The organism is Fodinibius sp., assembly GCF_034521915.1.
GTDB lineage: Bacteria > Bacteroidota > Rhodothermia > Balneolales > Balneolaceae > Fodinibius.
Window position 1 is genome coordinate 133,949 of sequence record NZ_JAXHLU010000013.1, and the last position, 25,074, is coordinate 159,022.

General features: G+C 43.5%; 28 protein-coding genes and 3 pseudogenes. 18 read left to right on the plus strand and 13 right to left on the minus strand.

Annotation, left to right across the window (positions count from 1 at the left end; all coding sequences use genetic code 11):
* Nucleotides 1–4 precede the first annotated feature (4 nt).
* Genes U5J89_RS08845 through glp form a run of 5 tightly spaced genes read right to left on the minus strand, consistent with a single transcriptional unit; the run spans nucleotide 5 to nucleotide 3,584 of the window.
* Complete coding sequence (locus U5J89_RS08845) at nucleotides 5–442, minus strand: molybdenum cofactor biosynthesis protein MoaE (protein WP_322575255.1); 438 nt, start codon at nucleotides 440–442, stop codon at nucleotides 5–7.
* Nucleotides 435–1,568, minus strand: a complete 1,134-nt coding sequence (locus tag U5J89_RS08850) for a HesA/MoeB/ThiF family protein (protein ID WP_322575256.1) — start codon at nucleotides 1,566–1,568, stop codon at nucleotides 435–437. The genes U5J89_RS08845 and U5J89_RS08850 overlap by 8 nt, the downstream gene beginning before the upstream one ends.
* Nucleotides 1,569–1,802 carry a MoaD/ThiS family protein gene (locus tag U5J89_RS08855; protein ID WP_322575257.1) on the minus strand — a complete coding sequence of 78 codons (234 nt, stop codon included), beginning with the start codon at nucleotides 1,800–1,802 and terminating at the stop codon, nucleotides 1,569–1,571. It lies immediately after the preceding gene.
* Nucleotides 1,792–2,388, minus strand: a complete 597-nt coding sequence (locus tag U5J89_RS08860; protein WP_322575258.1) for a molybdenum cofactor guanylyltransferase — start codon at nucleotides 2,386–2,388, stop codon at nucleotides 1,792–1,794. Before U5J89_RS08860 ends, U5J89_RS08855 begins: the two co-directional genes overlap by 11 nt.
* Nucleotides 2,385–3,584, minus strand: a complete 1,200-nt coding sequence (glp, locus tag U5J89_RS08865) for a gephyrin-like molybdotransferase Glp (protein WP_322575259.1) — start codon at nucleotides 3,582–3,584, stop codon at nucleotides 2,385–2,387. Before glp ends, U5J89_RS08860 begins: the two co-directional genes overlap by 4 nt.
* Before the next feature lie 484 nt (nucleotides 3,585–4,068).
* Between glp and U5J89_RS08870 the strand changes: the two genes are divergently transcribed.
* The 7 genes from U5J89_RS08870 (at nucleotide 4,069) to moaA (ending at nucleotide 12,817) form a co-directional block, all read left to right on the plus strand.
* Nucleotides 4,069–5,190 carry a hypothetical protein gene (locus U5J89_RS08870; RefSeq protein ID WP_322575260.1) on the plus strand — a complete coding sequence of 374 codons (1,122 nt, stop codon included), beginning with the start codon at nucleotides 4,069–4,071 and terminating at the stop codon, nucleotides 5,188–5,190.
* Between the two features lie 187 nt (nucleotides 5,191–5,377).
* Nucleotides 5,378–6,199, plus strand: a complete 822-nt coding sequence (locus U5J89_RS08875; RefSeq protein WP_416208510.1) for a 4Fe-4S dicluster domain-containing protein — start codon at nucleotides 5,378–5,380, stop codon at nucleotides 6,197–6,199.
* 29 nt (nucleotides 6,200–6,228) lie between these two features.
* Complete coding sequence (gene nrfD, locus U5J89_RS08880) at nucleotides 6,229–7,404, plus strand: NrfD/PsrC family molybdoenzyme membrane anchor subunit (protein WP_322575262.1); 1,176 nt, start codon at nucleotides 6,229–6,231, stop codon at nucleotides 7,402–7,404.
* 46 nt (nucleotides 7,405–7,450) lie between these two features.
* Nucleotides 7,451–10,627: a molybdopterin-dependent oxidoreductase gene (locus U5J89_RS08885; RefSeq protein ID WP_322575263.1), complete on the plus strand. Its 3,177-nt coding sequence runs from the start codon at nucleotides 7,451–7,453 to the stop codon at nucleotides 10,625–10,627.
* A 74-nt stretch (nucleotides 10,628–10,701) separates the two neighbouring features.
* The gene (locus tag U5J89_RS08890; protein ID WP_322575264.1) at nucleotides 10,702–11,037 is read left to right on the plus strand and encodes a carboxymuconolactone decarboxylase family protein; all 336 of its coding nucleotides are present in this window, start codon (nucleotides 10,702–10,704) and stop codon (nucleotides 11,035–11,037) included.
* A 20-nt stretch (nucleotides 11,038–11,057) separates the two neighbouring features.
* On the plus strand, nucleotides 11,058–11,792 hold the full coding sequence (locus tag U5J89_RS08895; RefSeq protein ID WP_322575265.1) for a sulfite exporter TauE/SafE family protein: 735 nt from the start codon (nucleotides 11,058–11,060) through the stop codon (nucleotides 11,790–11,792).
* Between the two features lie 65 nt (nucleotides 11,793–11,857).
* Nucleotides 11,858–12,817, plus strand: coding sequence for a GTP 3',8-cyclase MoaA (gene moaA / locus U5J89_RS08900; protein WP_322575266.1), 960 nt, complete (start codon nucleotides 11,858–11,860; stop codon nucleotides 12,815–12,817).
* A 108-nt stretch (nucleotides 12,818–12,925) separates the two neighbouring features.
* Here the strand turns inward: moaA and U5J89_RS08905 are convergent, their stop codons facing one another.
* The 6 genes and pseudogenes from U5J89_RS08905 to U5J89_RS08940 all read right to left on the minus strand — a co-directional run bounded on the left by U5J89_RS08905 (nucleotide 12,926) and on the right by U5J89_RS08940 (nucleotide 15,794).
* Nucleotides 12,926–13,231, minus strand: coding sequence for a metalloregulator ArsR/SmtB family transcription factor (locus tag U5J89_RS08905; RefSeq protein WP_322575267.1), 306 nt, complete (start codon nucleotides 13,229–13,231; stop codon nucleotides 12,926–12,928).
* Between the two features lie 10 nt (nucleotides 13,232–13,241).
* Nucleotides 13,242–13,610, minus strand: a complete 369-nt coding sequence (locus U5J89_RS08910) for a hypothetical protein (protein WP_322575268.1) — start codon at nucleotides 13,608–13,610, stop codon at nucleotides 13,242–13,244.
* On the minus strand, nucleotides 13,546–13,839 hold the full coding sequence (locus tag U5J89_RS08915) for a hypothetical protein (RefSeq protein ID WP_322575269.1): 294 nt from the start codon (nucleotides 13,837–13,839) through the stop codon (nucleotides 13,546–13,548). The genes U5J89_RS08910 and U5J89_RS08915 overlap by 65 nt, the downstream gene beginning before the upstream one ends.
* Nucleotides 13,840–14,131: 292 nt before the next feature.
* Nucleotides 14,132–15,031: pseudogene (locus U5J89_RS15940) on the minus strand (arsenite methyltransferase).
* A 1-nt stretch (nucleotide 15,032) separates the two neighbouring features.
* Nucleotides 15,033–15,368 (minus strand): metalloregulator ArsR/SmtB family transcription factor, encoded by a 336-nt coding sequence (locus tag U5J89_RS08935; RefSeq protein WP_322575273.1) that lies wholly within the window; start codon nucleotides 15,366–15,368, stop codon nucleotides 15,033–15,035.
* Between the two features lie 72 nt (nucleotides 15,369–15,440).
* Nucleotides 15,441–15,794, minus strand: a complete 354-nt coding sequence (locus U5J89_RS08940; protein ID WP_322575274.1) for a metalloregulator ArsR/SmtB family transcription factor — start codon at nucleotides 15,792–15,794, stop codon at nucleotides 15,441–15,443.
* Nucleotides 15,795–15,854: 60 nt separating this feature from the next.
* Between U5J89_RS08940 and U5J89_RS08945 the strand changes: the two genes are divergently transcribed.
* The 9 genes and pseudogenes from U5J89_RS08945 (at nucleotide 15,855) to U5J89_RS08985 (ending at nucleotide 23,183) form a co-directional block, all read left to right on the plus strand.
* A complete protein-coding gene (locus U5J89_RS08945; protein WP_322575275.1) occupies nucleotides 15,855–16,190 on the plus strand; it encodes a YnfA family protein in 336 nt (111 codons plus the stop codon).
* A gap of 88 nt (nucleotides 16,191–16,278) precedes the next feature.
* Nucleotides 16,279–16,734, plus strand: coding sequence for a hypothetical protein (locus tag U5J89_RS08950; protein WP_322575276.1), 456 nt, complete (start codon nucleotides 16,279–16,281; stop codon nucleotides 16,732–16,734).
* A gap of 48 nt (nucleotides 16,735–16,782) precedes the next feature.
* Complete coding sequence (locus U5J89_RS08955) at nucleotides 16,783–17,145, plus strand: hypothetical protein (protein WP_322575277.1); 363 nt, start codon at nucleotides 16,783–16,785, stop codon at nucleotides 17,143–17,145.
* Between the two features lie 268 nt (nucleotides 17,146–17,413).
* A pseudogene (locus U5J89_RS08960) lies at nucleotides 17,414–18,767 on the plus strand (M28 family peptidase).
* Between the two features lie 157 nt (nucleotides 18,768–18,924).
* Entirely contained in the window at nucleotides 18,925–19,491 is a 567-nt protein-coding gene (locus U5J89_RS08965; RefSeq protein WP_322575279.1) for an AraC family transcriptional regulator, read from the plus strand.
* Nucleotides 19,492–19,932: 441 nt separating this feature from the next.
* A pseudogene (locus tag U5J89_RS08970) lies at nucleotides 19,933–21,671 on the plus strand (heavy metal translocating P-type ATPase).
* 222 nt (nucleotides 21,672–21,893) lie between these two features.
* A complete protein-coding gene (locus tag U5J89_RS08975; protein WP_322575280.1) occupies nucleotides 21,894–22,109 on the plus strand; it encodes a hypothetical protein in 216 nt (71 codons plus the stop codon).
* Between the two features lie 174 nt (nucleotides 22,110–22,283).
* On the plus strand, nucleotides 22,284–22,601 hold the full coding sequence (locus U5J89_RS08980) for a hypothetical protein (RefSeq protein ID WP_322575281.1): 318 nt from the start codon (nucleotides 22,284–22,286) through the stop codon (nucleotides 22,599–22,601).
* A 150-nt stretch (nucleotides 22,602–22,751) separates the two neighbouring features.
* Nucleotides 22,752–23,183 (plus strand): hypothetical protein, encoded by a 432-nt coding sequence (locus U5J89_RS08985; protein ID WP_322575282.1) that lies wholly within the window; start codon nucleotides 22,752–22,754, stop codon nucleotides 23,181–23,183.
* A gap of 4 nt (nucleotides 23,184–23,187) precedes the next feature.
* Here U5J89_RS08985 and U5J89_RS08990 read toward each other — a convergent pair whose 3' ends face one another.
* Both U5J89_RS08990 and U5J89_RS08995 read right to left on the minus strand, forming a co-directional pair.
* Complete coding sequence (locus U5J89_RS08990) at nucleotides 23,188–23,952, minus strand: sugar phosphate nucleotidyltransferase (protein WP_322575283.1); 765 nt, start codon at nucleotides 23,950–23,952, stop codon at nucleotides 23,188–23,190.
* A 138-nt stretch (nucleotides 23,953–24,090) separates the two neighbouring features.
* Complete coding sequence (locus U5J89_RS08995; RefSeq protein ID WP_322575284.1) at nucleotides 24,091–24,288, minus strand: hypothetical protein; 198 nt, start codon at nucleotides 24,286–24,288, stop codon at nucleotides 24,091–24,093.
* On the opposite strand from U5J89_RS08995, the gene U5J89_RS15945 reads away from it, so the two are divergent.
* Together U5J89_RS15945 and U5J89_RS09000 are read left to right on the plus strand one after the other, a co-directional pair.
* Entirely contained in the window at nucleotides 24,200–24,481 is a 282-nt protein-coding gene (locus U5J89_RS15945; protein WP_416208511.1) for a SulP family inorganic anion transporter, read from the plus strand. The two genes, U5J89_RS08995 and U5J89_RS15945, sit on opposite strands and share 89 nt — an antisense overlap.
* A gap of 323 nt (nucleotides 24,482–24,804) precedes the next feature.
* Entirely contained in the window at nucleotides 24,805–25,071 is a 267-nt protein-coding gene (locus tag U5J89_RS09000; protein WP_416208508.1) for a hypothetical protein, read from the plus strand.
* Nucleotides 25,072–25,074: the final 3 nt, after the last annotated feature.

Consider the following 25,074-nt stretch of genomic DNA (forward strand, 5'->3'; position numbering starts at 1 on the left):
AAAATTATCGGTTTACTTTCCAGCTATAATTTTCTTCTCCTATGATTTCTTTTCCCCAGATCGGTAATTCATTTTTAATTTTTTCAACAAGAACCCTACACGCTTCAGTAGCATCTTTCCGATGTTTGGATGAGACAAATACAAACAAATTGATTTCACCAACCCCGATATTCCCCAAGCTATGATACACGTGCATGCACGACAGAGAATAAGACTCGAAAAGCTCTTCACGAATCTCTGCGTACTGTTTTTCCGCCATCTCACGGTAGGCGGTAAATTCAATAGACTGTACTACCCCATCTTCCTTTTCATCGGCACGGATCTGCCCCAGAAATATCTGATGCGCACCAATAGCCGTTTTAGTACTGTGTTTGGCGATAGCTTCGGAAATAAACTCCGGAGAGATGGCTCCTTCCATAAAAAGTGATGATGATTTACTCATAATGTTCGTTTTGTTGAAATTGCTTCCAGTGATTAAGTCCGCCTTTGAGATTATATAGGTTGTCAATGTGACCTTCATTAGATAACTGCCGTATGGCCGATGCACTTCGCCTGCCAACCTCACAGTAAACAACCGTTATTGTATTTAGATTAATAGAATCCATTTGCTGATTAAGCTTGCTCATAGGTAAACGAATTCCTTTCAGTTCTGGGGGCGAATCACCCTCATGGTTTTCTCTTACATCAATGAATTGAATCTGATCTGATGTTTGCAGCATTCCTGCCAGTTCTTTGGGCGTTATTTGCTGAACTTCGCTATTATCACAGGAAAAGTTATAGCTATACTCTCGCAGGGACTCAAAATCCTTCGGGGTTTGTTGTGCTGGATCATAATTACTTTTAAGTGTCATTATGGTTGTATTCATGGTCAATGCATCAAGCATCCACAATTTTCCGGAAAGAACATCTCCAATACCGGTAATCCACTTAATAATTTCGTTAGCCTGCACAGTTCCAACAATTCCGGGCAGTACTCCTAGCACACCAGCCTCCGCGCAGTTCATGACAGATCCATCTTCAGGCGGTTGCGGAAACAGGCAGCGATAAGAAGGGGGATTCTCCGAGCTGCGGTAATCATGAAATACGCTTACCTGACCCTGATAGCGATGAATAGACCCATACACCATCGGCTTTTTTAAGATGGCACAGGCGTCATTAATCAAATAGCGGGTGCTAAAATTATCTGTGCAATCCACCACCAAATCATAAGGCTCAAATAATTTCTGGACATTATTGCTTGAAAGTTGCGTATTGTGTGTGTGAATTTCGATCAGTGAGTTACGCTCTCGGAGATAATCGGCGGCTCGTTCAGCTTTGGGATACCCAATATCCGACTCCTTGAAAATTACCTGCCGCTGTAGGTTTGTTAATTCTACCACATCGCGATCTACAATTCCAATAGTTCCCACACCGGCCGCCGCCAAATATTGCAGAACGGGACATCCCAAACCACCGGCACCCACCACTAACACCTTGGCCTGCTTTAATTTTTGCTGTCCTTCAGGTCCCAGCTCTTTCAACAGCAAGTGCCGGCTATAACGATTGTATTCACGTTTAGATAACATCATTCAACCTCCTGAAAATGGCGGAAGCAGTGCAATTTCATCATCAGTAGAAATCTTCTGGTCATTCGAAATAATATCCTGATTTACAGAAATTTTATAATTCACACTCTCAAAAGAAGGATACTTCCTATTCACTTTTTGTAACAATTCTTCGGTTGTTGAAACATCCGAAATTTCAATTTTATTAGCTTGGGCATTGTCCGCTAATATTCCAAATAATTTAACTTTAATAGTCATAATCAGTCTGATGCTCTTCTACTTCCTCAGGGGTATTTAAATTAGCAAACCAATTTTTATTTCCTGTGTCATAATCTGAAATCTCTATGAAGGCCGTATTAATTTTTGTCAGAAATTTACGCATGCTTAAATTTTCGACTTCAATCGATGATTTCATTTGTTCCGCAATCTCTTTTTTATAAACAGCACACAGCGGTTGTTCTTGATCTTTATAAACTGGGACATACGCCTGATTTTCAGCCTGGTAATTTACCAGACTTTTTAAAAATGAAACAGGAACCAGTGGAATATCGCAGCTGAGCACCAAGTTGTTCTCTGTTTGCGAATAATGCAGGCCGGTATAAATCCCTCCCAGTGGGCCTTTGTCCTGAATCAGGTCGGAATACGTAGGCACACCAAATTTTTGATAGCCGGACTGATTTGTAATAATCATGATTTGGTTCGAAATAGATTGGGCTTTTTCTATTACATGCTGAACCATTGGTTTATCATTTAGGCGAACCAACCCTTTGTCGCTTCCCATACGACGGCTTTGACCTCCTGCCAAAATTATAACGGTAATTGGTTTTATATCAGCTTGTTTCATAAGGGCAATAAATGAGTTTCCACGTTGTCTCCAGGTTCATATTGCTTCTCACCGGCTGGTAACAACACCAGTGCATTGGCTTCGGCAAAAGTCTGAAGCATATCGGATCCTTGTCCGCCTAAAATAGTTACTACTCCGTCTTTGATTTTAGCCTTAAAAAAGATATCACGAGTATCATTCATCATAAAAGAATGTGCCAACGGTATGCTCTTTTTAGGGAGTTCATAATCCGGCTCACCGCTCATTTTTTTGAGGGAGGGCAACACATATTCATAGAAACAAACGAGAGCCGAGGCAGGATTTCCGGGCAGTGCAAATACAAGTTTATTTTCTTTCTTACCGGCGTAAATCGGTTTCCCGGGTTTTTGTTTTACTTTGTAGAATATTTGCTCAACGCCAAGTTCCTCAAGCGTCTGTTTCACCAAGTCATATTTTCCTACCGAAATACCACCTGTTGTTATAACCACATCAAACTTATTCAACAGATTTTCTAAAGATGTTTTCAGTTCATTACTTATGTCCCGAACCGGTTCTGCTGCTTGTGCAGTAAAGCCAGATTGCTGTAGTGCAGCATTCAGCATTGAAGAGTTACTTTCATAGATTTCGCCGGGCTGCAATTCTTCACCCGGCTTACGTAACTCGTTACCTGTAGCAAGTATAGCTACTTCTGGTTTTTGGATTACTTCTGCCTCAGAAATTCCCAAAGCATTCAAAAACCCGATAGCAGCGGGCGTGAGTTTAGTACCCTTTTTCAATGCTAAATCTCCTTTCTTGATCCGGGATCCTGCCGGGCGAATATTGTTTTCACTAGCTATATCTTCAGTTGAAATGGTTACTGATTTTCCATCTGTTTGTACATACTCTTGCCTGACTACGCATCTGGTTTGGTCAGGGACAGCTGCACCTGTAAAAATACGGACAGCACTGTTTGGTGGCATGGAATTATTGAAATATCCGCCCGCCTGTACTTCTCCTTTTACCGGCAGGGTAATATGCTCTTGATTGGCTAGTTTATTATCCGCAACTCTCACCGCGTACCCGTCCATCGCCGATTGGTCGAACATCGGAATTGTAATATTAGAAAAGAGATTATCTGCCAAAATATAGCCTTCACTTGTAACAGTCGATACTTCTGTAGGTTGTAAAGGTTCGATTGATTCAAACAAAAGGGATTTGGCCTCAGAAATGGAAATCATATTTAGTTTATTTGTTAAATGCTAAAATAAAAATACTAAGTATGGATAATTTGCTTGAATTGCTAAAAAAAGACCTGATTAATTTAGCCTTGCAATGTAAAAGTAGATCAGATTTCAATGTGTTGCAAATTTGCAATAGGTCAACAAAAAAACCATGCGTAAATGCAATGAATAATTGAAATCAACGACCATATAAAAAAACATGACGCAAAATAAATTCTTGGACAACTGCTTATCGCTGCAATATAATGGTATTAATATTTTTTATGAGTTTATTCTATCCAAAATTATCTACAATGGTATTATTTTTGCAATAATAGTTTGTAGTTATTGAATCGATAGTTAATAACTATTAAAGGAGCAATAAAAGATTGATCAAATAAATAGTATTGAAAACATGTAACACAAATCCGAAATGATATATAAATACATTTAACTATTAATATACTGATCAGCAACACTGTAATATTTAAAAGGATTAACCATGAAAAAAATTAACCAACTATTACTACTTACTGTCACTGTTTTCTTTTTAAGTGGTTTCATATCAACAGTAGTGGCACAAGCGGAGTCCGAAACAGAAGACCCAAAATCGGAAGTCTGGGGATATATCTTTGGTGACATGTTTTGGAAAGCTGATGGTGATGAAGCGCTTTGGGGTGGTGGAGAGTTTATGAATACTGAGAAAAACGCTATTGGCGGAAACCTGCGAAGGGTTTATGTAGGTTACGACCACAACATTTCCAGCAATCTTACCACACGAGTACTGTTTGAAACAAATTCAGGTACTCTAAATCCAAGCGGTAAATTTTCACCAGTCATCAAACTGGGTTATTTGAAGTGGAAAATACCGGGTGATTTTCTCAATAATCAGGTATTGAGTGTTGGCTTAATCCCCACCCCTATTTTTACCTTCCCGGAAAAATCGTTTGGATACCGTTCCGTAGAAAAAGAGGCGCTGGACGCCCGGGGAATTGGCCGTTCTGCTGATCAGGGTATTTCGTATAGCGCAACGTTTGATGAAAATTCAAATTATGGCTTTACCGCTTTGGTAGGAAATGGAACCGGTAATAGGCCAACGGATACCAAACGGCTGGAATATACAGGATCTGTATTTGCAAAATTCCTGGACAGTCGGCTCACCGTTGAAACCATGTATAACTATAAGTCGCTGGGAGATGACAGAGAAAATTCTATTCTCCGCGGATTTTTAGGTTACGAGGCGGATTATTTCCGGTTGGGCGGAGAAGTAGCACGGGTATTAAATAGTGTGAATACCCCGCAGGGATACCAGGATGTAGAGCCACTGCTCTATTCGGTATTTGCCGCGTTTTCAATTCCACAAATCGGGAACCAACTTGAATTTTTTGGGCGGTACGACTGGTACAACCCGGATACGGACTATAATACCGGCAAAGTTTATCCTAATGATCCCCAATTCTTTTCCAATCAGGCCCTGGCGATTTTTGGCCTGAATTTTCAACCAATAGAACGGGTGCAGATTATGCCCAATCTCTATTTTAATATCTATGATGAAAAAAGAGATGACTTTAATGACCGCAAAACAGATATTGTTTTAAGAACAACGATTTACTACTCATTTTAGCCGATACTTAAACCCAAAGACTATGAATGAACACGATAAAAGCAAAAAGGCCGCAAGTGACTTATCTGTCGTAGCCGAAGAGAATCAATTAAAAGAGATCTTTGGACAGGATTCGGAAACGTCAGCAGAGAAACTTCCGGAAAATAATAGAAAAGGATTTTTAAAAAAGGCTGCCACAATACTTGGCATGGCTTCAATGTCGTTACCTACCTTGGTAAAAGAGGGTTTAGCCGCTGTGACGGAAGACCGGACCGATGAATATGATGCTCAATTTATTGAAGATATGCCGGTCTTTGATATTGATGAAGAAGAAAATATGATTATCCGCATGCAGAAAGAGCTTCAGACTGCGATGGAAAAACCGATTGAAGAGCGCAGCTGGGTAATGATAATCGATTTAAGAAAATGTACCGGATGTGGCGCGTGTACCGTATCATGTGTTGCTGAAAATCATCTACCTGCGGGAGTGGTTTACCGGCCGGTTATTGAAGAGGAAATCGGTACCTACCCAAATGTATCTCAACAATCACTTCCCCGGCCTTGTATGCAGTGTGAAGAGCCACCTTGTGTACCCGTTTGCCCGGTAAATGCAACCTGGGTACGTCCCGATGGCATTATTGATATGGATTATGACCAATGTATAGGATGTAAATACTGTATTACGGCTTGTCCCTACCACGCGCGCACGTTCGATTTTGGGATTAATTATACCGACGGGACCCCTGCCAAACAACCGTATGAAAAAGCTGCGAATTACGAATACAACAAAGGATATACCCATGATGATGGGGATCCAGTAATTGGCAGTGTTAGAAAATGTCATTTCTGTACTCATAAACTTGAGGAAGGGATGCTGCCCTCATGTGTAACAACATGCATAGGATACGCCACCTATTTTGGGGATGCCAATAATCAAGATAGTCTGGTTTCAGAACTGCTGGGTCAGCGCAATCAATTCAGGTTGAAAGAAGAGCTGGGTACCAAACCCCGGGTTTATTATCTCACCTGATTTTTTACAAACCTCTAAATTTTTTCATTATGTCAACTAACACAGCAACATTCAAAATAGACAGAAATAAAGATTTCAAGATATCACTGGGGGTTTCAATTGCAGCACTCCTCATTGGTGCCATAGGAATTTTCCAGATGTTTGTGATGCACTACCATGGCGCCCTGACAAGCTACGTACCCTGGGGATTGTTGGTAGGTGCCTACATTTACATGATATGGATTGAGGTTGGAACTATACTGGCCTTCATTATTCTCTATTATGGTATGAAAATGAAGTCTTTGGAGAAGCTAACGCCCGTGGTGCTCATAGCCGCAATATCAGCCCTGGCGGCAGCTATGACTCTGGTGGGAACAAAACTTGGCCATCCATTCCGGGCCTGGAAGGTATTCCTGGAACCTAGTTTTAGTTCGGTAATGATCTGGGAAATCTGGACACATATCCTCTTCATTTTTCTGCTGCTTGGCATGCTCTATGCTACCATAAAAAACAAGCATGTTCTCATGAAACGACTTAGCTTTATTAGTGTGCCTATAGGAATTGTATTTATCAGTTTGGTGGGGGCACTTTTTGGCGTGGTGGCGGCACGTCCGTTCTGGAACGTATCGGTTATGCCGCTCATGTTCTTTATCGCTTCTATCGTTGCTGGTGTAGCGTTGTTAATACTTATTCACTTACTCTTTTCACCAACCAAGGGTACCCAAGCTTATACAAAGACGGCTGAAAAACTAACCCGTACATTTATTGGGGCTATATCCATAGGAATTATTGCTGCTCTGGGAAATGCAATTATCATCGCTTTTCCCAATGTACCGGCTTATGACGAAGCTCTTCAGCTTGTTCTTTTCGGACCATATTGGTGGACCACCTGGATCATTCATATTGGCATTGGCATTATTATTCCGCTTGCGCTGCTGTTCTTTTTCAGTCAAAATCTAAAAGCTGTCGGTACGGCCGCCGTTTGCTATCTGATCGGCTTCTCAATGGTACCCGTAAATATTATTATTCCGGGACTTGCTTACCCGATGTCGGGCATGGAGGGAATTGAGGAGGCCTTCAATCACGCAAAACTATCGTTTGAATATACTCCTGCATTGGTGGAATGGCTAGTAGTAATATTTGCAGTAGGTTTAGCACTATTCATATTTACACTTGGGTATAGATACATTCTTCAGCCGTATTTTGAACGGACATTGAATCAATAACAGGTCATTTATAAAGAAAATTTTAAAATTAAGCACGGTATTAGTTATGAGTTCACAAAAAAACCAAGGCATTAGCAGAAAAGACTTTTTAAAAACAGCTGCATTTGTAGGTGGTATTCCAGCATTGCTTTCACAGTGCCAACGTGCTGAAGAATTAAACGAAAAAGTGATGGCTGGCGACCTATCTGGGGTGGAGTTCTACGATATTTCAAAACCGGAAAACATCATTTACACAACCTGTTTGAATTGTAATACCGGATGCCATATCAAAGCAAAAATATCAGATGGCGTTGTTGTAAAAATAGACGGTAACCCGTTTAGCCCATGGACAATGAATCCTCATATCCGCTATAATCACAGTCCGGCCAATAAAGAAATTGCCAAACTGGATGGTGCTATTTGTCCTAAAGGGCAGGCCGGTATTCAAACTATGTATGATCCGTATCGAATTCGTACCGTTCTGAAACGGGATGGAAAACGTGGAAGTGGAAAATGGAAAAGCATCCCTTATGAGCAGGCTGTAAATGAAGTAGTTAACGGCGGTAAATTATTCAGCCATATACCGGGCGAAGAAAACCGCGAGGTGGAGGGATTGAAGGATATTTGCGCCATGCGTGATCCCAAGCTGATGAAAAAGATGAAAGCCGATGTGGATAAAATTCACAACGATGAAATGACCGTTGACCAGTTCAAGGAAAAATATAGTGAGCATCTGGATAAACTAATTGACCCTGATCACCCAGATTTAGGACCGAAAAACAATCAGCTTGTCTTTAATTACGGTCGAATGAAGGCCGGCCGTTCCGAATTTGTAAAACGGTTTGTACATCAAGCTTTCGGCAGTGTTAACAAACCAGGACACACCACAACATGCCAGGGATCGCTCTATTTTGCCTCTAAAGCCATGAATACGCAATATATTGACGGAGAATGGACGGGCAGTGAAAAAGCCTATTGGCAGGCCGATCTCAAGAATGCCGAATTCGTCATTTTTGCCGGTTCTAATGCTTTTGAGGGAGGATATGGCCCACCCTTAAGAACAAATAAAATTACAAACGGACTTACCGAAGGGCGGCTAAAATTTGCAGTAGTTGATCCAAGAATGAGTAAGCTGGCCGCCAAAGCCTGGAAATGGATACCGGGTAAACCCGGTAGTGAAGCGGCTCATGCCCTTGCAATGATTCAGTGGATTATCGATAACAAACGATATGATGAAACCTATCTGCGTGCGGCAAATAAAGCCGCAGCCACGGCTGTTAATGAGCCCAACTGGAGCAATGCCCCCTGGCTGGTAAAAATTGATGAAAATGGCGAACCCGGTGACTTTCTGAGAGCGGGTGACCTTCCTGAATCAATTCGTCCGGCCGGAGATGCAGATCGTTTTATCGTGCTTGATAACGGCCGTATTAGAGCATTAAATCCCAATGACACCCAAAATGTTGTAACCGGCGATTTACTAGTTGATACTACTGTTGGAGGAATTCCAGTAAAAAGTAGTATGCAGCTACTCTACGAATCATCCAAAGAACACACCATCGAAGAGTGGGCCGAGATTTGTGATATTACGCCAAAGATGATTACAGAAGTAGCAAAAGAATTTACTGCTCATGGCAAAAAGGCCGCGGCCGATATTCATCGCGGGGTATCACAGCATACGAATGGCTATTACAATGTCGCCGCCTGGATGAGCCTTAACTTATTGATCGGAAACTTTGGATGGAAAGGGGGTATGAGCTACCCTTCTACCTACAATGTAGATGGCGGCAAAGACGGACAACCATTTGATATTAAAAAAATGCACCCGGATAAGCTGTCCCCGTTCGGCACCGACATCGTCCGGCATGGAGAATCTTACGAAAAACATACTACCTTTGAAGGTTATCCGGCCAAACGACCATGGTATCCACTCTCATCAGATGTTTACCAAGAAGTGATTCCTTCTATAGGCGATGCTTATCCTTATCCCGTCAAGGCTTTTATAATGTATATGGGAGCACCGAACTATGCCCTGCCTGCCGGACATAAGCTCAATGAAATTATGAGCGATACGGAAAAAATGCCGCTTTTTATTGCCAGTGATATAACGGTGGGAGCTACCTCAGCGTTTGCTGATTATATCTTCCCAGATGGAACCTACCTGGAGCGATGGGAATTTCACGGGACACACCCCAACTGTACTCAAACTGTTCAGGGAGTTCGTACGCCTGTAATTACCCCTCTTGTAGATTCTTGTGAGGTATATGGGGAAGAACAGTATATGAGCCTGGAAAGTATGTTGATGGCGTTTGCAGAGGGCCTAAATCTGAGCGGATTCGGAGAAAATGGATTTGGAAACGGGCAAAAATTCACCCATCAGGATCACTTTTATCTAAAGATGGTAGCCAATATGGCCTCCGATGGTACACCGGTGCCCGATGCGACCGATGAAGAATTAGACTTACTGGAAAAAACAAGAAAACATATTGAACCGTACGTTTTTGATGTCAATCGGTGGAAAGAGAGCGTCGGTGAGGAACTCTGGAAAAAAGTAGCTTATGTGATGACCCGAGGTGGGCGATTTATGAATTACCCTGATACCTATGAAGGTGAACAGCTTACCAATGCGTTTGATAAGCAAATCAATATGTATTGCGAAAATACGGCAAGAACCATTAACAGCATGACCGGTGAACATTTCAGCGGTATTCCCGAGCATAACCCGGTTACAGATAGCCTTGGCAGAGAAGTAAAGGATTGGGAAGAGGGGTATGACCTGCAGTTGAGTACCTATCGGCAAACAACCCAAACCAAATCCAGAACCAATGTTGCCTACTGGCTGCTGGCCATCAGTCCTGAGAATTATATTCTCATGAACAGCATGACAGCTCGCAAAAAGGGACTGAAAACAGATGATGAAGTGGTCATTAAAAGCAAGACCAATCCGGAAGGAATTTGGGATCTTGGTGAAATGGGTACTAAAAAAGTGAAAGGAAAGATTAAAGTGGTGGAAGGAATGCGTCCCGGAACCGTCACCTTTTCACTCGGTTTTGGACAGTGGGGCAATGGTGCCCGAGATACGGTGGTAGACGGTGATGTAATAAAAGGTGATAAACGCCGTGGACGTGGAATACATGCCAATGCCGTAATGGCCGTAGATCCTTATTTGGAAAATACCGCTTTTAGTGACATTGTGGGAGGAAGCGCAGTATTTTATGATACATGGGTAAAAGTGGAAAAAGTATAATCATTTAATACTCAATGGTGTTGGAACATGGCTCTTACACCTTATCAATTTTCTAATTCAACTCAGATAAACTTATGGATAAAAAACAAAAAGACATTCCACAACCCTTTATCGATTTTACAATAGATTATCCTGATGTGGGGCAGGCTTATGCTGAATTGGGCCACGCCGTTCACAGCGCAGGACCTATTGACAAGAAAACCCGGGAACTCATCAAGCTGGCGATGTCGTGCGGAGCTCAAAAAGAAGGGGCCGTTCATTCCCACACGCGAAAAGCACTTGAGGCCGGTTGCACTAAAGAAGAAATTCATCATGTAGTTCTGCTTTTGTTGCCAACGGTGGGCATGCCGTCGATGATGGCCGCTATGACCTGGGTGAATGATATACTTGATGAAGAAGCAGAAGAATAAGTACAGAAATTATATTAACCTTGAGTATTGAACTTGTTGGACTGCTTACATTAGGCGTTTTTATTGTTTCTATCCTCTATTCATCTGTGGGCCACGCCGGTGCCTCTGGATATATTGCGGTGATGTCGCTATTTAATATAGCTCCCGAAGAGATCAAACCAGCGGCACTGAGCCTGAATATCCTCGTGGCTATTATTGGGTTTCTGAATTTTTATCGTGCTGGCCATTTCTCGTGGAAATTTACCTGGCCGTTTGTGGTCTTGTCGATTCCGGCAGCCTTTGCAGGCGGATATTTGAATTTACCTGCTGATATTTTTGAAATATTGGTCGGTGCTATTCTTTTGTTTTCTGCTGTACGATTTTTATTTAAAATGAAAGAACCGGATGATATTGTAGATATACATCCATCGGTTAAAGTGTCTTCCGGTGCCGGTATTGGATTTTTAGCCGGTCTCACGGGAACTGGTGGGGGAATCTTTTTAACCCCCTTTATTTTATTGATGAAATGGGCACCCGTAAAAGCTACGGCTGCTGCCTCTGTTGTTTTTATCCTGGTAAACTCTATTGCCGGTTTGGCCGGTAATATTACCGCCACGACTACGCTCCCGACTTTTATTTTACCGATGGCGATGGCAGTAATGGTCGGTGGATTTGCCGGCTCATACCTGGGGAGTAAATCGTGGAATGCAGTAACTATAAAACGGGCTCTATCCATCGTTCTTTTTATAGCGGGAATAAAGCTTATATTTACTTGAAAATAGAATCAAACATACGCGCCCAGCTCTTGATTAGAATCTTGAATATGGAAACCTATTAGCAAATGTTAAAAGACAAACACGGTCGTATCCACAATTATCTGAGAGTATCCTTAACCGAAAGGTGTAACTTTCGTTGCACATATTGTATGCCGGAAGAGGGTATTGATCTGACCCCGAAATCGCATATTTGCACCTATGAAGAGCTCTTACAAATAATTGATACGTTTATAGATCTGGGTGTTAATAAAATACGCCTTACTGGTGGGGAGCCGCTCGTACGCAAAGATGCCGATCACATTCTTCATGAACTTGGCAAACGTCCGGTTGAACTTGCCATTACGACCAACGGCTTGATCGTAGACCGATTTATTGACGTATTTGAGTCCTGTGGTTTGAAAAATGTAAATGTAAGCTTGGACACGATGGATCCTGATAAATTCACTCTCATCACTCGCCGTTCGGGTTTCGATCGTGTACTCGAAAATATCTATACCCTTGTGGAGCGCGGATTCAATACCAAAATTAACATGGTAGTGATGCGCGGAATGAACGAGGAAGAGATCGCAGATTTTGCGACACTTGCAAAAGATCTTCCGATAATCATCCGTTACATCGAATTTATGCCGTTTGACGGTAATCGATGGAACTATGAGAAAATGGTTCCGGCCGACGAAATCAGGGATCGCCTCTCAGAGCGTTATACCTTAATTCGTGGTGAAGATGCCCCGCATGACACCACCAAACATTACAACATCGATGGATTCAAGGGGCAAATAGGTGTCATCAGTTCCATGAGTGAGCAGTTTTGCGGAAGCTGTAACCGTATTCGCCTGCTTGCTAATGGCTCCATCAAAAATTGCCTATTCTCCCCCGATGAAACCAATTTGTTGCAACCGTTACGAAATGGAGAAGAACTGGAGCCAATCATCAAGGAGGTAATCTATCACAAAAAAGCCAAACACGCTGGGATGTTTAATCTGTCCAATCAGAAAAACCGAACGATGACGACGATTGGGGGATAATTTAAAATGGAAAAAGATATTATAAGTCTAATATCCTCATACTATTCTTGAGATCTGAACACGTTATTCAGCCCTTCAATACGGTTAGAATTCAAGAAATATAGATTTTCAACAGCGCTCTCCGTCTATTGCAGCGCTGAGATTCTGGACAAGCGGAATTACAAGGTCATTTATTTCTTTTATTCCTTCCTTGTCTAAACAATAGCAGGTTCGTACTCCGTCAATTTCACCTTTTATAATACCGGTTTTTTTTAACGCTTTCAGATGCTGTGAAACCGTTGACTGTGCCAGGGGAAGCTGTTCAGTAATATCACTGCAGATGCAGGTTTCTCGTTCTGCTAGCAATTCTATGATCGCGATGCGGGCCGGGTGCCCGAAGGCTTTCGGGATAGCATGGCGTAATATCTTTATCAATAAATGAAGCTCAAATCTTTGACATCATATAATACATCTCTGAAGCGATTTGCCGGCAGCGTTCGTCGTAGATTTCCTTCTCTTTTGGGGTACCATCCGACTCTTTAGGATCGATATACGGAATAGAAAATCGCTTTTCAGCTCCCGGCACTACAGGACAATTTGCATCGGCATCCGAGCAGGTCATAATAGCGGCAAAATCTTTTGTGGGATTATAGGAGTTGTCGAACGTTTTGGAAAAGCAGATCAACGGCTCGGATTCATCATCAAAATAGACCTTATACTTTGGATTTTCTCCACCGGGATTTTCAACCCTAAACCCGGCCCTTTCTATTGCCTGCCACAGCCCTTGGATTAAAAGCCGTAGCTTCGGTTCCACCGGAATAGGTTTCCACATTATCTATTCCAAAATAATCGGCTATCGCTGCCGCCCAAATCTGACACAGATGACTGCGTCGACTGTTGTGGGTGCAAATGAAGGTTAATTTAGGCTGATCTTTTGAGCGTATGTAATTAGCAATTTCTTCAAGTTTACGCTTTCGTTCATCTGGTATCTCATTAACTAAAGCATCCAGATCGTCAATGTAAGATTGTAATTTTTGGTACATATAATTGGTTGGTTTATAGATGCTAAAATCTGGACTGCGAAGTTTAATTCCGTTCCGCAGCAGAGCTACGGAACGAGAATAATTCAGTATTTCTCTTTCCCGACGCAGAGTATCGAGACGAGATAGTCAGTAAAATTAACATTGTCAATCCTCCTAACCTTCCGCCCAGGCGACAGGCTCTTCTCCAAGGAGGAACGCTATTACAGAAATTCCAAGCTTACAAGTCCCTCTTGGAGCCGCGACCGACTACCGGCGGTAAGAGGGATTTAGGGTGATTGATTAAATTGAATCATTAGCAGCAACCTGAACCCGGTTCGCAAACATGGCCATTCCTCTATCATTTCAATTTTCTGGCTGTCTATATTTTCTTCTGACTTTCCACCGGGCTTTTGAGCAAAAACCGTGATACTGTAAATACCGGTATCTCCATTTTTAAAATCATCTATTTCTTCTTCGGATAAATACTTCGCCAAGATATCATCAGGCAGTTCAATAGTCTTTTCTTTTTGAATGGTACTATTTTCGAAGCCTGTTTCTTTTATATGATTAAGGTAAACATCTTTTTGAATAGCCCCTGCTACGCAACCGGCATACATTTCGGCATCTTCACGAAGGGCTTCGGGCAAATCGCCTACCAGCACAATATCAGAAATACTAAAATGTCCGCCGGGTTTTAGCGTGCCGGAAAATTTCCGAAAAGACCTTTAGGTTTGTCAGGTACCAGGTTCAGTACACAGTTACTGACGATTACATCGGCCACGTCATCAGAGACCGGCATGTCTTCAATATCACCATAGCGAAATTCGACGTTATTAAAACCCAACTTTATCTGCATTTTTTCGAGCCTTTAGCAATCATAGACTCGGCAAAATCAATTCCGATTACTTTGCCCTGTCGCTCCTGTTTCGTGGCGAGCTACAAAGCAGTCGTTGCCGGCACCCGATCCAAGATCAATAACAGTATCGCCTTCATTAATTTTGGCGAACTGGGTTGGAAGCCCGCATCCAAGTCCAAGATCGGCATCTGCATTATAGCCCTCAACCGAGTTGTAGTCATCACTCATGACGTTGTAGACTTCATCGGAGCCACAGCACGACCCGGAATCGTAATCCTTGGACTGTTCACTAATTTGACTGTATTTTTCTTTGACCGTTTGCTTCAGTTCTTCAGCCGTTTTCTCTTTGGTACTCATATTAGCAGCAGTTGTCTTTTGTTGCAGTTGTAAGATTCGTTAATAATGGCGTTAGAAATTCTTTCATTTCTGCTATGCCTTCTTCATCCAGGCAGTAGCAGGTACGCACGCCGTCAACTTCACCTTTAATAATACCGGCTTTTTTCAGTGCCTTTAGGTGTTGCGAAACCGTAGACTGAGCTAGCGGCAACTCATCCGTAATATCACCGCAAATGCAGGTTTCACGCTCGGCCAAGAGTTCAATTATTGCTATACGTGCCGGATGCCCAAGAGCTTTCATAAGTTCGGCGGCCCGTTTCTGTGAAGTATCAAATAATTTTGCTTTGGTAATTGCCATAACATTAATCAATTATCGTAAATTTACGATTAAATATACTTGTTATTTAGCTTTGTAGCAATTCAAATTTTGTTAATCAATCGCATCCATCCACTTTCTTGTCTTCTTGTCAATGGATACCTCAAAAAACTCCCTGAGCTCCTCCAGCTTGTCGGGATTAACCTGAATGGCTACTTTCCGACCTTTTTTGATCTTTTCTACCAGCCCGGCATGCCGGAGCTCTTTCAGGTGAAGGGAGAGTGAAGATTTGGAGATCCCCAAATCTTCTTTCAAGGCTCCGAAGTCGCAAGTAGGTTCTTCCATACAACAATCTTCTTTCCGGTTAACTACACAGCAGGTATGGACCCGGCGAATTAATCGCTTAAGAATCGCCAGTCGTTTGGGATGGCCCAGCGCTTTGAATGCAACGTCGAGAGATTGGCTCATAGCAGTAATTTTGTTAAGCTTACCCCATAAGTTTAACAGTTTTTAATTATCTAAACAATTATGATAACCTATCTTCAATCCTTGCTGTACTTTATCGTAGCCGGACTCTTTGAAATTGGGGGCGGCTATCTTGTTTGGCTCTGGCTGCGGGAAAGCAAAAGCTGGTGGTACGGACTTTCCGGGATGATCTTGCTGGCACTCTACGGCTTCATTCCCACCCTGCAACCGGCTCACTTCGGCCGAGTATATGCTGCCTATGGCGGGGTATTTATCATTCTATCGATGCTGTGGGGATGGAAAATAGATGGCATCCAACCCGACAAGTTTGATATTATAGGTGCCCTGTTGGCCCTGGCTGGTGTTGCCATCATGATGTACTGGCCACGAGGATCCTAATAAAATGTACACTTCTCCATATTTGACTGTCGCTGACAAAGGTTATATGTTTTATTGTTATTGAATTTTTAAACAATAAAACATTATTATGAATTCTTTTCTTACCGGTCCGTTACAAAAGAGAGGGCTGCTCTATGGCTTGTTAGGAACCTTGCTTATGTCTCTCATTATGTTAATTGGAATGGGAACTGGACTGAGCCCGATTCCCCAACCCATTCCGCTGGCTATTGTAACATCAGTATTGGACAATATAGCCCAACCGCTGCTTATAATATTCGCGATCTTCACCCACTTTGGCTACGGCGCCTTTTGGGGTGCGGTGCTATTTCGAGTAGTAAAGAAGCGCGGCCAAACCTGGCACGGCCTTGCCATGGGCCTATTTCTCTGGTTCATTATGGAATTGCTCGTACTGCCATGGCTGGGATGGGGCGTATTTGGCTCGGCCATCACCCCTAAAATTGCCGTTGCCACCTTGGCCCTCCACCTTGGTGTACGGCGGAGTATCGGGCTGGGGTTTAAACAGGATCTCACCAGCAACCGATAGTTCTAACTAGCACAATTATCTAATCAAATTAAACGCAAACTATTCACTATGTCCGACAATCGATCCATTGCATGTAATTTAGCTGCAATTGATAAAAATGAACGAGAGCAACACAAGGCCAACTCAGCGGAGGTATTCACCGCTATCGAAGAATGGCTGGAACTATTTAACGGCTACGCCTTTCGCCTTCCAACCGACAGCAAAATAATTGAAAAGGCGGCAGTTTTTATGGCCCGCGAACGACAGTGCTGCCCCTTCTTCGAATTTAACCTGGAAGTAACACCGGAGAGCGGCCCGGTTTGGCTGAAACTCACCGGCAATCAAAAGGTTAAAGAATTCATCAAACACAATATAATCCCCCAGCTAAAACAGGGACAGCCGGGAATAAGGCCGCAAAGCTCAGAAACATAGCCGACAATACATTTCTAATATGGGATCAAATGCTACACACAGATACTTAGATGAAGTAATTAAACATCTATTATAGAGTCATTACAGCAATCTCTTTTCTGCGGATCTTAGTACAGGAATCGCCATACTCTGTTAGCGCTATCTCTGATAAGTAATAAAATGTGAAACTGTTCGCATTTTACTCAGTTCTCTATAAATTTATGTCACTGTTTTTAGGGCTAAATTCCAACTTTTCTGTAAATTCCTTCATAATCACATCCGTGCTATCATGAAACGTCTGTTGCTACTTCCTTTTCTGATACTTTTTGCCTGTAACACCCAGGCGCAAGACCTCACTATTGATCCCAAAATGTACGATATCATCCGATTCGGTCAGTGCCGACCGGCTGGAATCAGACATCCGGACACTGGCCGGCTTCGGCACACGGCATACCATGTCTGACACCACCTCATCAACGCGGGGTATTGGCGCGGCACGCCGGTGGATTAAGCAGGAGTTCGAATCCATCAGCGAAAAATGCGGCGGCTGCCTGGAAGTCCACGAGCAGCGTACGCTTGTCGAGGGGGACCCCGACAGCCGAATTGATGAAGATACCTGGATTGTAAACGTCTATGCTGTGTTAAAGGGTAATACCCATCCCAACCGCTATGTAATTATGAGCGGCGATATCGACAGCCGAGCCTCCGACATTATGAATGACAGCATTGCTGCGCCGGGTGCCAATGATAATGCAACGGGGATGGCCGGAGCTATTGAGGCAGCGCGCGTACTCTCAAACTATGAATTTGAGAACAGCATCATATTTGCCGGGCTTTCCGGAGAAGAGCAGGGCCTCTACGGCGGACGATTTATGGCCGAGAAAGCCAAGGAAGAAGGATGGGATATTATTGGCGTGCTCAACAACGATATGATTGGTAATATTCGGGGCATCGACGGGGTGATCGACAACCGCGAGTTCCGCATATTTTCTGAGCCTTACTCGGCAAATGCAACCGAGCGTGAACTACAGATGAAACGGTTTTACGGCGGAGAAAACGACGGGATTTCACGTCAGCTTGCCCGCTATATCTATGAGACCACTTCATTGTATATGCCGCAAATGGATCCCATGCTCATCTACCGGCTCGATCGCTTTGGTCGGGGCGGGCATCATCGACCGTTTAACGAGGCCGGCTTTGCCGGAGTTCGTATTATGGAAGCTCATGAAAATTATACCCAGCAACACCAAGACATCCGCACGGAGGATGGTATTGAATATGGGGATGTAATTGAACACGTGAACTTCAATTATGCTAAGAAACTTACCGCTGTTAACGCCGTAGCTATGGCTTCGCTGGCTGAAGCCCCGCCTAAACCTGCAAATGTAGAAATTGGCGGTGCAGTAGAACCTTCTACTACCCTGCGATGGGACAAACCGGACAGCGACCTGATCAAAGGCTACAAAATATACTGGCGGCCTACCTCTGCACCACTCTGGGAAAATGTCCGCTATGTGGGTAATGTCAATAAATTTACGCTGGAAAACATTGTTATCGATAATTACCTCTTTGGGGTTACCGCTGTAGGCAAGGATGGCCACGAAAGCGTCGTTTCGTATCCAAGTGGACTTATTCGAGACTAGAAATATGAGCGCCTAACATTATTTCCTTTCTGAGTTCTATAAAAGGCTGGCAGCTAACTGTCGGCCTTTTTATTTGGATATAGTATCGATCCTGCAACCTGTAATATAGCCTATCCAAGCAGTGGTAGTCTCTAAATATTTATGTACTTTACAGCTTATGAAAAACACTCATTTTCATATCAAAAATATGGTTTGCAGCCATTGTGCCGAGGTTCTGGAAGAAAAACTATCCCAGGCCGGCTTTAAGATTGAACGAATTGAACTGGGTGAACTGTACCTGTCGGAAGCTCTTGATGAACAAGAATATGGGCAGTTAGTAAATCTAATTCAAGATAATGGTTTTGATCTTATCGATGATGAAAACAGCCGCATCGTGGAACAAATTAAGCAGCTCATCATCCAACAGGTTCGTTCAAACACCCCGATGCAAAAGAATTTATCTGATTTATTAACCGACAAGATTCATAAAGATTATCAGCAGCTAAGCCGACTGTTTTCGGCCGTGGAGGGTAAATCCATTGAGCGTTACTTTATCCTGCAAAAGATCGAACGAGCCAAAGAGCTCATCGTCTATGATGAGAAAAGTCTGAGCCAAATCGCCTTGGAGCTCGACTACAGCAGCCAGCAGCATTTTTCGCGGCAGTTTAAAAAGGAGACCGGCCTTGCCCCTTCCCACTTCAAAGATATCAAAGAAAATAAGCGCACTTCTATCGACCAGTTGTGAGATAACTCGCACACTGATATTATCTCCACTCAGCATCACTCCCCACAAAATATACTTCGCCCTAAGCCGCTATTCCAAGTGGTAACCACTCCCATACAAAATCCTGCAAAAGATTTACATAAAGATGCAAGAACTGCATAGCGGCGAATCCTATCTTAAGAATTGAAATTCTTTGCATCCCCAACTTCCCATGCATCAAAGGGGTTTGAACAAAACCACAGCTTATTAATGATATCATTTGTACAAAGATATAAAGAAGCTGTCAGCAGCGCATTGCTACTGGCAATAGCTATCGTAACAGAACACGCCGTATCATTTTCGGGTCAAGCTTACGTGTACCTGCCGCTCTATGGACTCTCGTACCTGGCCGTAGGTGGACCGGTCTGGATGAAGGCCTTTCGATCCATCAAAAACGGCACCATTTTCAGCGAATTTATGTTGATGGGCATTGCCACCGTCGGCGCTTTTGCTATCGGCGAATACACCGAAGGAGTGGCAGTAATGCTCTTCTATATGATTGGGGAATATGCCCAACACGGGGCGGTCAACCGCGCCAAAAACTCCATCAAAGCCCTTATTAATCAACAGCCCGATACGGCTATAATTGAACGCGATGGTAATACCGAAGAGGCCCATCCTTCTGAAGTCAAAATTGGAGAAATCATCCAGGTCAAGCCCGGCGAAAAAGTACCGCTGGACGGGCAACTACTCACCGAGAAAGCCTCGTTTAATACCGCTGCCCTCACCGGCGAATCTAAGCCCATGAGTCGCCAGGCCGGTGAAGACGTCTGGGCGGGATCTATCAATCAGGATACCCCGGTACGGATTGAGGTGACCAGCAGCTTTGAAGATACCAAGCTTTCGAACATCCTACAGATGGTTCAGGAAGCCTCTAAACGGAAGGCGCCTACCCAGCGATTTATGACTCGCTTTGCCAAAATTTATACGCCTATTGTAGTTTGGCTGGCAGTAGCGCTGACGTTTCTTCCGTATCTAGTTGTTGAAAATTACGTCTTCCAGGATTGGTTTTACCGGGCGCTTATCTTCCTCGTTGTTTCCTGTCCCTGCGGACTGGTGATTTCCATCCCCCTTGGCTATTTCGGTGGCATTGGTGCAGCATCGCGCAACGGCATCCTGTTTAAAGGATCAGACTTCCTGGATCAGCTGCGTAAAATCACCATCCTATTTATGGATAAGACCGGCACCATGACCGAGGGGTCTTTTGAAGTACAGGATGTCCAACCTGTAAACGGATACAGCCAAGAAGCGATCCTTCGGCTGGCCGCCTCCCTGGAACAGCAATCCACACATCCCATTGCCAGGGCTATTCTCAACAGCGTTAACGGGCAGCCCCTGCATTCCGTAAAAAAACAACAGGAAGTTTCTGGGAAGGGGCTGCAGGGTATTATCGATCAAAAAACGGTGCTGGTTGGCAATCGTGCGCTCTTGCAGGAATTCGATATTCAACTAGCTACCGACGAACTGGATCCCTCCTGCACTTATGTGCATGTGGCCAAAGATGGAATGCATGTGGGTACCATCAGCATTGCCGATCGCATTAAAGAGACAGCAAGCAGGCCATTGAACAGCTGCACCAATTGGGGATCTCCGAGCTCGTTATGCTGTCCGGCGACAATCAGGCGGTCGTCGATCGTGTGGCCGCAAAGCTGAATATAGACCGGGCCTATGGCGGCCTGCTACCCGATGAAAAGTATCGCTATGTAGAACAAGCCCTGGACGCATCCCAAACGGTAGGATTTGTCGGCGACGGGGTCAACGATGCACCGGTCATTACGCTGGCCGATGTAGGCATTGCCATGGGCGGTATCGGCTCAGATGCTACGGTTGAAACAGCAGACGTAGTAATTCAAACGGATCAGCCTTCTAAAATTCCCACAGCTATAGAAATTGCCCATTTTACCCACCGCGTGGTATGGCAAAATATTAGTTTTGCGCTGGGGATCAAGGTCTTGGTAATGGCGCTGGCCGCTTTTGGAATGGCAAATATGTGGGGGGCTATTTTCGCTGATGTAGGGGTAGCACTGCTGGCCATTGCCAATGCCATTCGGATTCAGCATAAATATTCAGCTGACCAGACGACCTTTCCCCTATCATCAAGCAGTACTGATACGAAATCACGAACCAATAATCCCCCTGAAACCTGCTGTGAGGCATGCTAGCTGTTATCAACTTTTGGATTGCCAAACAATGCTGGATGTAACTATCCCAAGTGGACAACTAACAAAGTCTAAGCAATACCGAAGCAGCGCATCAACCACATACTGAGACAAGTATTTTTATATGGCTTTTAATTTTATTTAGTAGTAAATTATTCGATAATCATTTACACATGCCGCAATCAGGCAACGTTAAGCGTACATATAGCACGAACTCATTTGCATATGATCCCCCAAGACACTACGAAGTGGCAAAAATTCTATGCCACCGGTAAATACAAAGGATTCCGAAAAATCAGCGAACACGTTTTTAAATTATCCGGTACTACCCGTGTAACATTTACTAACGGTGAAAAAAAGGTCTATGCCGCCGGTAATTTTAAAGAAGAGGCGCTGGAGAAAATCTTTAAACAGATTGATCGGCACTACTCCAGCAATTAGCAAATATTCTGCCAGGCAGGTCCATTATTACTTCGCCTTTGATTTGCTGAAATTATGGTCTTTACTGCTACTTTCCTTTATCCCACACTTGTTACGGGATGAAAGTTGAGTCCTTTTTTATTTTATGTATTTTAGGACCGAAACAGTTGATCAAAATTTTAGCAGATATTTATTATGACACAAGAAGAAGCAAATAACGGAAATCGGCTTATTGAAAATCTGATGGGTAGTACCATTAAGATTGATCAGGAGGATGTCAAAGATATCCCCCTGGCCTTTCTTGCTGTTGAGGATATGAAGTTCCACGAGTCGTGGAAATGGTTAATGCCGGTAGTTACTAAGGTTGAAGAAGACCTTGGCTACAGCGTACTCATTCAAGATAACTTCTGCCGCGTAATTGTTGACGAGGATACCGGTTATGAGCACGAGGGCGAATCCAAGCTGGATGCGGTCTGGCATGCTATCACTGCATGTCTTGACAGCGAACTGTAATGCTTGTACATGCAAGTTTTTTAAGCCTCAATCCACCAAGATTGGGGCTTTTTCATTTTTGCTCTATGATAAATATCATACTTGTTGATAGTTGAAAAATTAATTAACACAATTACGATTTTTTATTCATATCAACACAACCTATTTATCATGGAGCATTCCCAACTGCGTATTTCTGACAACTGGTTATCATTTTCGAACGACGACTTGGTAATACCAACTGTTTGTAGTGTCCTTCTGCTGCTTTCCTCGATTACGCCCCTGCTGCAAGTTGTCTTACTTGAACTGCTGAAAGTTTATGAGCCCATCAGCAGTGCACTGGGACTCGAGCTAACACAATTTGTTTTTGCCAGTTATGGACTTATTTCAATAGCTATATTCTACCAGTTTTATAATGCCGAGACACAGTGGTCCAAAATCGTTGCCAATATTTTGGGCGTGCTATTCTTCTATCCCCTGATTACGCTGATCATTCGGTCGTTTGGCTATAATGCTACCGGCGTATTTTTCGCAGCCGCCCTGATTTATGGGTGCTTTTTCATCGGCATTGGATTGTACCGTTCAGCCAATCCACAAAAGTGACCGATTATTTGATAAAATCGTTGAATGCCGCAAAGTATCCCTCAAAATGGCCAGTGTCGTATCGCTGAAGCTGACCGGGCATCGGCATCCCCAACACAGACTTCCCTTCTTTTATCAGTTGGCGGATGGCAGGTGTTAACTGCAGCTCTCCGCCGGCATCAGTAGAAATATGCTGGAGGGCATCAAAAATTGTGGCGTCCAGTACATACCGGCAGGTTGATGCCCAACGGCTGGATGTTTCTCCGCTTGTGGGTTTCTCGATAATATCAGCAAGCTTACCAAAGCGTTGCCTAGCTATGCCGGGCTCCTCGAAAACGACCACACCACGTGAGGATACTTCGGCTTTGGGAATCCGATACGTGGACAGTACCGCCGCCGCTTGGTTTTGCTGTTTTAACGCCATCAGCTCTTTCAGATGATCTGATCGGCCCGCACCGCGAACCGGCGCATCAGAAAAAACAACTGCAAACGATTCATCACCAATAAAATTATTGGCCTTCAAAATCGCCTCACCCGGCCCTGAGGCGGAATTATCTTCTACCAATTGAATGCCGGGCTTGTCCCCAAAATAGTTGAAAATAGCGCTATGCTCGGTCCGTGCTACAATTACAATTTCACAAATACCGGCTGCGTTCAGCTCATCCAGAATATGCTGTAATACCGGCTTTTTACCAAGCGGCAACATAGGCTTGGGCAAATAATCACTGATGGGTTGCATACGAGTTCCCAGACCAGCGGCGGGAATTATGGCTTTCGAAATGTTGCTCATCACTATGGTATTTATATATTTTGCGTTAAGTTCTGGAATGCAGGTAACCAGTTATTTGCTATTTAAGTTGTAAAGGAATTACCGGAAAGCTCAATTACTTTTTGCTACGCAAAATAGCAATAAGTCGTTGGTAGCTCGTTACATTCTAATAACGGTATAGATTAATAAATACCAGGCCGGGAATTTCAAAAATGATCTCAGAGCCGGACTACCCACTCCAATTTTACCGTCATTGTCAACGGTTCCCATCTGGCAACTTCTGTCCACCGTGCTTGCAATTGCATTCTTAAGCTTTACCCAGTCGATAGCACTGGCCAAAACGATAGTTCGCCCCATCCCCAACTACAAGATCGATTCAAATCAAGGATTGTTCAGTATTAGACTTACAAATACGGTCGAATCGATTTTAAGGCCTGTCCCGTTGCCGGCATTTTCGCCTATCGCAGATAATGATGAAAATAGAGCCAAGAGCAGTATCTCACTTCTGATAAGTGCGGCAATAGTAGCTACTCACCGATGCTATTTTTAATACCATTGATCTACTATTTGCCAAAAACTGTCTTGCCCGCAATTACCATCACCACTGTGCCGGAACTAGTTGAGTTGGTCTAGCACCATTTCTATGGAATGTTCGTACTCGTGAATTCATCCTATTAATAGTCACCTTTACTGCTACCCTGACATTGGGGATCCTTAAAGATATTGGTATCGGAGTACTAATTTCGCTTAGCATTGTCATCCACCGCAGTAATTATCCTAATAGTGTGATGTTGAGCCGAATCCCCGGCACCGATCACTTTTGATAACTTCAATGCCACCCCCGAAGCAATTACCCAAACCCACGCAATTATCGTGCGGATTGCCGCCTTACTTTATTTTACCAACATCCTCTATCTAAAAAATAAACTAGAACAGCTCGAAATTAAAAGTGATAAGAATATCGATCAGGTTATTATTGATGCGATCGATATAAATGATGTGGATGCCAGCGCACTGGACTGGCATATGTTATTGGCAATCATCAATTTCACCTGGATATCCCGCGAGCCGTTGACAGCCTGGATAATCAACAAGAGGAAGCCTCACACCTGGCTTAACCATTTGCCCTCAATTTTATAGTAC

Bases quoted from the DNA above. Each gene is read 5' to 3' on its own strand.
- U5J89_RS08870 (WP_322575260.1), top strand. From the start codon at position 4,069: ATGAAAAAAATTAACCAACTATTACTACTTACTGTCACTGTTTTCTTT.
- nrfD (WP_322575262.1), top strand. From the start codon at position 6,229: ATGTCAACTAACACAGCAACATTCAAAATAGACAGAAATAAAGATTTC.
- U5J89_RS08950 (WP_322575276.1), top strand. From the start codon at position 16,279: ATGAATTCTTTTCTTACCGGTCCGTTACAAAAGAGAGGGCTGCTCTAT.
- U5J89_RS08885 (WP_322575263.1), top strand. From the start codon at position 7,451: ATGAGTTCACAAAAAAACCAAGGCATTAGCAGAAAAGACTTTTTAAAA.
- glp (WP_322575259.1), bottom strand. From the start codon at position 3,584: ATGATTTCCATTTCTGAGGCCAAATCCCTTTTGTTTGAATCAATCGAA.
- U5J89_RS08850 (WP_322575256.1), bottom strand. From the start codon at position 1,568: ATGATGTTATCTAAACGTGAATACAATCGTTATAGCCGGCACTTGCTG.
- U5J89_RS08940 (WP_322575274.1), bottom strand. From the start codon at position 15,794: ATGAGCCAATCTCTCGACGTTGCATTCAAAGCGCTGGGCCATCCCAAA.
- U5J89_RS08915 (WP_322575269.1), bottom strand. From the start codon at position 13,839: ATGTACCAAAAATTACAATCTTACATTGACGATCTGGATGCTTTAGTT.
- U5J89_RS08975 (WP_322575280.1), top strand. From the start codon at position 21,894: ATGATCCCCCAAGACACTACGAAGTGGCAAAAATTCTATGCCACCGGT.
- U5J89_RS08875 (WP_416208510.1), top strand. From the start codon at position 5,378: ATGGCTTCAATGTCGTTACCTACCTTGGTAAAAGAGGGTTTAGCCGCT.
- U5J89_RS08945 (WP_322575275.1), top strand. From the start codon at position 15,855: ATGATAACCTATCTTCAATCCTTGCTGTACTTTATCGTAGCCGGACTC.
- U5J89_RS08955 (WP_322575277.1), top strand. From the start codon at position 16,783: ATGTCCGACAATCGATCCATTGCATGTAATTTAGCTGCAATTGATAAA.
- U5J89_RS08860 (WP_322575258.1), bottom strand. From the start codon at position 2,388: ATGAAACAAGCTGATATAAAACCAATTACCGTTATAATTTTGGCAGGA.
- U5J89_RS08990 (WP_322575283.1), bottom strand. From the start codon at position 23,952: ATGAGCAACATTTCGAAAGCCATAATTCCCGCCGCTGGTCTGGGAACT.
- U5J89_RS08855 (WP_322575257.1), bottom strand. From the start codon at position 1,802: ATGACTATTAAAGTTAAATTATTTGGAATATTAGCGGACAATGCCCAA.
- U5J89_RS08985 (WP_322575282.1), top strand. From the start codon at position 22,752: ATGGAGCATTCCCAACTGCGTATTTCTGACAACTGGTTATCATTTTCG.
- U5J89_RS08980 (WP_322575281.1), top strand. From the start codon at position 22,284: ATGACACAAGAAGAAGCAAATAACGGAAATCGGCTTATTGAAAATCTG.
- U5J89_RS08965 (WP_322575279.1), top strand. From the start codon at position 18,925: ATGAAAAACACTCATTTTCATATCAAAAATATGGTTTGCAGCCATTGT.
- U5J89_RS08845 (WP_322575255.1), bottom strand. From the start codon at position 442: ATGAGTAAATCATCATCACTTTTTATGGAAGGAGCCATCTCTCCGGAG.
- U5J89_RS08995 (WP_322575284.1), bottom strand. From the start codon at position 24,288: ATGGGGCGAACTATCGTTTTGGCCAGTGCTATCGACTGGGTAAAGCTT.
- moaA (WP_322575266.1), top strand. From the start codon at position 11,858: ATGTTAAAAGACAAACACGGTCGTATCCACAATTATCTGAGAGTATCC.
- U5J89_RS08890 (WP_322575264.1), top strand. From the start codon at position 10,702: ATGGATAAAAAACAAAAAGACATTCCACAACCCTTTATCGATTTTACA.
- U5J89_RS08935 (WP_322575273.1), bottom strand. From the start codon at position 15,368: ATGGCAATTACCAAAGCAAAATTATTTGATACTTCACAGAAACGGGCC.